Here is a 4,621-nt window from a genome sequence, read left to right on the forward strand (position 1 = left end):
CCACCGCCTGCAGTTTCGCCACCGCCAGCGCGACCGTCGAGCCATGATCCTCTGCGACGAGTGCAAGCGCGACATCGATACCCGCCGTCACCCCCGCCGACGTGACGAGGTTTCCGTCGCGAATATGAATGCGGTCGAGCTCCACGTTGGCCTTGGGAAACATCCGTGCGAGTTGCGGCGCGTTCTGCCAGTGCGTCGTCACATGACGGCCATCGATCAAACCCGCATGACCCAGCGCGAAGGCGCCCGTGCAGATCGACCCGTAGCGATCGCAGCGGGACGCGACATCGCGCAACCAGGCTGTCAGGCGCGGGTCGGGTTGATCGACTGGAAGCGCCGGGCCGCCCGCGACCAGCGCGATATCGAAGCCGCCCTGCGCTTCATCGCATGTGAGATCCGCAAGCATGCGCGTGCCGTTCGACGCGCGCACCGGCGTGTTGTCGACACCCACCAGCGTGATCGCGTATCCGTCGTCCAGCGCGACAAACCCGTTCGCCTCGGCGAAAACATCGAGTGGACCGGCTACATCGAGCGCCTGCACTTGCGGAAAGATCGCGATGGCGACGCTGCGCATGAAGTCGTGCTCCTCAAGAATTTGCGGGGGTTTTTCGGTGCTTGGCAGCAGACGCCGTGCGGTTGGCAGGCTTCGACGGATGACATCGATTGCCGCAGCAACCCGCCGGGGCGACACTGATCTGGTCGTCCAACCTCTTCAGCTTGCCCGGCGAACCCACGCAGTTTAACAAGACGTCCGCGGCAAACCTCACACCAAGGAGCACCGAACATGACTACCACGATCGCCGGCATCCGCATTCCCGACAGCGCCATGGCGCGCGCCGCCACAGAACTCGTCCGCGATACCGAGCCGGACCTTCTCTACAACCACTCGCGCCGCGTTTTCCTGTTCGGCGCGCTGACGGGCGAGCGCCGCAAGCTCGGCTACGACGCCGAGCTGCTTTATATCGGCGCAATGTTCCACGACATGGGCCTGATCGATGCCTACAGCAGCAAGCACGACCGCTTCGAAGTCGATGGCGCCAACGCGGCGCGCGATTTCCTGAAGGGCTATGGCATTGGCGAACACGACATTGAACAGGTCTGGGATTCCATCGCGCTGCACACCACGCCCGGCATTGCGCAGCACAAGAAACCGGTTGTCGCGCTGGTCACGGCCGGCGTGGAAATGGACGTGCTGGGTCTTGCATACGACGAATTCAGCGACACACAACGCAAGCAGGTCATTGCCGTGCATCCGCGTGAAGTGAACTTCAAGGAAGGAATCATCGATGCATTCGCGCACGGCACGATCCAGAAGCCGGAAACGACCTTCGGCAACGTGAAAGCCGATGTCCTCGCGCTGAAAGACCCGACTTACAAACGCCTGAATTTCTGCAGCCTGATTTTGGGCTCCGCGTGGAACGACAGCCCGGGTGCATGTGCGCATTGCAGCGATGCATCGCACAATCACTGAGCTGCGCGCCGCCCCGACAGCCGTTCCTCTGCTGGAACGGCTTGTTTATCGCTAAAACAGATAAGCGTATGGGATTTGGTTCGTTGACCTTGTACGCGCGGAAACATAGATTCGATAATCTGCCAAAGCAATTTCCCAATCGAATAACGAGTCCCGCGTGACGACCCAAACTCTCAACCAGACCATTGCAATCACGCCGTTCCAAGGCCCGGTAGGCGCCGAAGTAACCGGTCTCGACCTGAGCCAGCCTCTCGCCGACGACGATTTCAAGCGCATTCACCGTGCGCACCTCGATCATCACGTGGTCGTGTTCCGCGACCAGCGCATCACGCCCGAACAGCACATTGCCTTCAGCCGCCGCTTTGGTCCGCTGCAAATCCACGTGCTTCACCAGTTCCAGTTGAGTGGCCACCCGGAGATCCTGATCGTTTCGAACGTGATGGAAAACGGCAAGCCGATCGGTCTTGGCGATGCCGGGCACTTCTGGCATTCGGACCTTTCGTATAAGGAAACGCCCAGCTTGGGTTCACTCTTGCACGCGCAGGAATTGCCGGCCGAAGGCGGCGATACGCTCTTCGCGAACATGCATCTGGCTTGGGATACGTTGCCGCAAGCGTTGCGCGATGCAGTAAAGGGCCGCTCCGCCGAACACACCTATCTTGCAAAATATGCCGAACTGCAAAAACGCAGCCCGTGGCGGCCGAATTTGTCGGCTGAACAAATCGCTCAGGTCAAACCCGTGGTACAGCCGATGGTGCGCACGCATCCGGAAACCGGGCGCAAGGCTCTGTTCGTGAGCGAGCATTTCACCACGCGCGTGATCGACATGCCCGAGGGCGAGAGCCGCGATCTGCTGCAAGCGCTCTTCGACCACAGCGTGCGCGAAGAACATCTGTACCGGCATCAATGGCGTGAACATGATCTCGTGTTCTGGGACAACCGCTCGCTGATGCACCTCGCGGCCGGCACGCCCGATCATCTGCGCCGCAAGATGTACCGGACCACGATTGAAGGCGATACGCCGTTCTGATCACATCTTCCAGAACCGCAATTGGCTCCGCACGGATCGCGTGTTCGCGGGACTCGCCGCGCTGATCGGGATCGGCCTGGTCGTCGAACTCTCGTCTTCGATACCTTCGAGCGCCTGACGGTTCGCCGCTGAGGCGTGCAACGATAGGGCCTTTTACCGCAGATATGAAAACCCGCGAGATTGCGTCTCGCGGGTTTTTTTACGCCTGCTGATTTCAGAACACGTTGACCGGCACATTCACCATCAGGCGATACACATCGCTCGAAGAATCCGAATAATATTTGCCGCCGTGGTGATGCATGTAATAGAACTTGGCGCTCGCGCCCTTCAGTTTGCCCGAACCGATGGTATAGGACGGAATGACGCCAAACTCATAATGCGTCCCGTGAACCGGTTCGCCGTTTTTCCAGTACAGATCGTGAAGCGAACTGGCGGGATCGGCATAACGGTCGGCCATGGTCGATGCATCCGCTCCCCAGCCGTACGCACCCCACGTCGTCACCTTCGCGCCGGGCAAACCATAACCGGCAAGATTCAACGTATAACCGAGTTGGAGCGACTTTTCATGCGGCGCGTTGTAGTCCACATCGAGCGAGTTCGCCAGATAATCGCCCGCCGACTGACCGACATAATCGAAGAACTGGTTGCTCGCGATTTGCTGGAAACCCACCGAAATGGTGTGCGCGTTGTGCGTACCCGATAACAACAAGCTATACGCATGGTTATTGATGGGACCATTCCTGCTTTGTCCGACGTCATGGGTGTAGTAATAAGTCAGATTGCCGGTCCAGCGAATCTGTGCCGGATCGCCAATACTGTGACCCAGCGTCAGGTAATACTGGTCCCAGACGTTCTCGGCACGGCTGGCATATAACGACGCAGACGTGTCGTCATTGGGCGCGTAATCGCCGCCGGCAAACGTAAAACGGCTGAACCGGGTACCGCCGTATTCCGTCTTCAGCGTGGTCACGCTGGTCTGGCCGCGCGCCATGACGCCATCCACGCTTCCCGCCTTGAGCGTCACGTTCCTGATCTCTTCGCTGGCAAGAGAGAAGCCGCGATAGCTTGGCGGCAGCGCGCGGTTATCGTGGGGAACGAGAAAGGGGTTATCGAATAGTTGCAGGCCGTATTTGAGCACCGTATTCGATACCCGCGCCTTTACGTCCCACACGCCTGGATACGTCCACGCCAACTGGTTCTGGCCGGTCTGGCCATCGTGATTCAAATGCACGCGGTTTCCCGCGCCTTGTCCGCCATTCAGTTTTAAATCGCTGAACAACGACGCATCCAGACCCACGCCGAATAATCCGCGCGTATACCCCGATTCAAATACTGCCTGATTACCCAATACCCACGCGTCCTTGTTCTTCGCCCCATCCGATTCCAGGCGCTCGGTATAACTGCGGAAAAGCAACTTCAAATGTGAATCTTCGATAAACCCCTGCGATTTCGACTGATTGCTGATAGGCGCGTCGGCTTCTGTATTAGGCGGGGAACTCGGTGGTGCTTCGGTGTGACGCGTTGAAACATCGTCATCATCCGCAAAAGCGGAAATGGACGGACCCATCAATGCAGTGGCAACAGTTAAAGTGAGTGCAAGCGAATGTTTCTGTATTGTCATTATTGTTGTCTCTGACTTGTTATAGATTGTGATCAAAGGCCGACAACCATCTCAATAAAACCGGCGCGAGTTTATAAACGCGCCTGTTCAAGGAGCGAAGCATCGGAGGGTTACCGCGGGAACTACGGGGTTAGCAAAGCACCGCCGCATTCCGCCGTTGAAAAACGGCGAAACGAGCGATGTCTAGGCAATGGACGAAATCAGTCGTGGATCAGGCGAGCAGGCAGGCGGCGGCAACTCCATGTTCAAGGGTTCGCAATGCGGGCACTTCCTGCGAACAGCGCGGCTCCGCAATCGGACATCGAGTATGAAACACACAGCCGGTCGGCGGGTTGATCGGGCTCGGGATATCGCTCGAAAGAATCTGCACGACCTTCGTCCGCTCGATGGCCGGATTCGGCACCGGCACGGCGGACAGCAACGCGCGTGTGTAGGGATGGCGAGGCCGGGCATAGAGAGAATGCTTATCGGAGAGCTCCATGACATGGCCGAGATACAT

At 58.5% G+C, this 4,621-nt stretch carries 5 protein-coding genes and 1 pseudogene; 3 read left to right on the forward strand and 3 right to left on the reverse strand.

What is annotated here, in order from left to right; all coding sequences use genetic code 11:
• Nucleotides 1-574 (reverse strand): AraC family transcriptional regulator (locus tag ACFFAR_RS25270; protein WP_375508667.1); only part of this gene is annotated, 574 nt, incomplete at its 3' end.
• Between the two features lie 210 nt (nt 575-784).
• Here ACFFAR_RS25270 and ACFFAR_RS25275 point away from each other — a divergent pair.
• The 3 genes and pseudogenes from ACFFAR_RS25275 to ACFFAR_RS25285 form a co-directional block, all read left to right on the forward strand.
• On the forward strand, nt 785-1,471 hold the full coding sequence (locus tag ACFFAR_RS25275) for an HD domain-containing protein (protein WP_375508668.1): 687 nt from the start codon (nt 785-787) through the stop codon (nt 1,469-1,471).
• Nucleotides 1,472-1,628: 157 nt separating this feature from the next.
• A complete protein-coding gene (locus ACFFAR_RS25280; protein ID WP_174365118.1) occupies nt 1,629-2,501 on the forward strand; it encodes a TauD/TfdA family dioxygenase in 873 nt (290 codons plus the stop codon).
• A 1-nt stretch (nt 2,502) separates the two neighbouring features.
• A pseudogene (locus tag ACFFAR_RS25285) lies at nt 2,503-2,633 on the forward strand (ABC transporter permease); the annotation flags it as partial.
• Between the two features lie 82 nt (nt 2,634-2,715).
• On the opposite strand, the gene ACFFAR_RS25290 reads toward ACFFAR_RS25285, so the two are convergent.
• A complete protein-coding gene (locus ACFFAR_RS25290) occupies nt 2,716-4,122 on the reverse strand; it encodes an OprD family outer membrane porin (RefSeq protein WP_174365119.1) in 1,407 nt (468 codons plus the stop codon).
• Between the two features lie 211 nt (nt 4,123-4,333).
• Nucleotides 4,334-4,621: oligopeptide/dipeptide ABC transporter ATP-binding protein (locus ACFFAR_RS25295; RefSeq protein WP_375508669.1), on the reverse strand; the 288-nt coding region annotated here is incomplete at its 5' end.

Source organism: uncultured Caballeronia sp. (assembly GCF_964243625.1).
Lineage (GTDB): Bacteria > Pseudomonadota > Gammaproteobacteria > Burkholderiales > Burkholderiaceae > Caballeronia.